Origin of the sequence: Bradyrhizobium sp. AUGA SZCCT0182, assembly GCF_018130185.1 — a bacterium.
In the GTDB taxonomy this organism is placed as follows: Bacteria; Pseudomonadota; Alphaproteobacteria; order Rhizobiales; family Xanthobacteraceae; genus Bradyrhizobium.
Map to the genome: position 1 here is coordinate 1 of NZ_JAFCLY010000101.1, position 1,569 is coordinate 1,569.

Sequence of the window (1,569 nt, forward strand, 5' to 3'; positions counted from 1 at the left end):
TGTCTTGCCGCGCATGAGGGCATGATCGTGGGCCCCTTTCGGGAAAATGACATCATGATCGCGACGATAGCCGGCTTATTAGCCTGGATGATCACACTTGCTATACGTACCGCATTTGGCGGCTGACCCCCACCCACGACAATCTGTAGGTCAATGACACCAGGCCCCGACGGATTGATAATTTGCCGAAGCCGGCCACCCGCGCTTCAATAGCGCATGCCCGCCCTCACCCGCCGCCCTCACCCCGAACGCTCCGACTGCTGGCACGTCTACTACGGCGACGTTCAGGTCGGCACGATCGCGGTCCAGTCGGGGCTGCCGGTTCACGCGAAACAGTGGCGATGGGATGTCGGCTTCTACCCGGCGTCACACCGGGGGCTTAACCGCTCCGGCTATGCGCCGAGCTTCGACGAGGCGCGGGCGGGCTTCGAGGCCGCCTGGAAAGCCTACCTTCCGAAATGCACTGAAGCTGATTTCAACGAGTATCGGCGCCAGCGCGCCTGGACGGCCTGGAAATACGCCATGTATGACGCTGGCCTGCCCCTGCCGACGCAATCGACTAGTGGACAGGCGCGCTGTTTCTGTGGCGCCGCCATCGATATAGCGGTAACCGACCGTCACGTTCAGAAAGTCCATATGGCGGAACTGCAACCCGCGTGAACCGCTAGCAACTACTCTTTTAGACGTGCCGCCGCTTTTGCTAATGCCTTTGCCTTGTTCGCTTGCTTGGTAAGCTGGTCTCGTGCGGGACCCGGTGCAATTCGCTGCGCTTCCTTGAAGGCCTGTCTGGCAGTTTCAAGCAGTCGTTGCTGCAGAGTGGTTGGGCGCGTTGTATTCCTGCTCATCGCCATGTGCATCCAACTTCGCGGACACCGGGCCGGTTCCCTCTAGGAACGAATCACAACCAATTAAATTGAATCGGCCGTATGTCGCCGCGTGGAGTTGCTTTATGCGTACGTCCAATTGGACGCCGTCGATCGTTCCCGACGATCAGAATCAAACCATCTATCTGGTTGCCAATGACTTCGGCAAAATTGGCCGCGCCTGGTGTGAAGCCGACTATGAAACGACTGATCTTGAAACGGTCATCCAGGACCTGCTCACCGGCCAATACAGCAACCCGATCCGGGTCGTGGCCTTCAACACTGCCGAGCGTTGGTCCGAAGACGTTTCCGAAGATGTTGCCCACGAGCTTCGCCGACGATGCGATTTGCAGATGCGCGATCTCCCCTCTGCGCTCTCTGATTTTGTCGAACGTCATGAGGGAGAAGATCGGCACCAGTTGACGCTGCGACTGGTCTAACTTGCCCGTACCCTGAGGGCGGCTTTCTCGCGTCTAATCGCTTGCTGCCCCGGGATGGTTGCGAAGGATTCAGTTCGGCCGCAAGCCGAGAGGGCGAAGAATAAGACCTGACACCATGGATCAAGCCGCGCTAACTCCAACTGGTGCCCGTCGGCGATGAAAACGCCGTATCCGCCCGTTCGATCTGGGAAATAGAAGGAGTGTGGACGCCGGCGTCGATCAAGACAAAATTACACCAACTCGCCAATGAAGGGCTAATCCAACGA

2 protein-coding genes are annotated in these 1,569 nt (G+C 58.3%); both read left to right on the forward strand.

The features are described 5' to 3' along the window. Positions 1–216 precede the first annotated feature (216 nt). Positions 217–660, forward strand: coding sequence for a hypothetical protein (locus JQ611_RS41390; protein WP_212468839.1), 444 nt, complete (start codon positions 217–219; stop codon positions 658–660). A 289-nt stretch (positions 661–949) separates the two neighbouring features. Then, positions 950–1,303 carry a hypothetical protein gene (locus JQ611_RS41395; RefSeq protein WP_212468840.1) on the forward strand — a complete coding sequence of 118 codons (354 nt, stop codon included), beginning with the start codon at positions 950–952 and terminating at the stop codon, positions 1,301–1,303. The last annotated feature ends 266 nt before the right edge of the window (positions 1,304–1,569 follow it).

Excerpts from the sequence above, each read along its gene's own strand:
- JQ611_RS41395 (WP_212468840.1), top strand. The coding sequence starts at position 950 with ATGCGTACGTCCAATTGGACGCCGTCGATCGTTCCCGACGATCAGAAT.
- JQ611_RS41390 (WP_212468839.1), top strand. The coding sequence starts at position 217 with ATGCCCGCCCTCACCCGCCGCCCTCACCCCGAACGCTCCGACTGCTGG.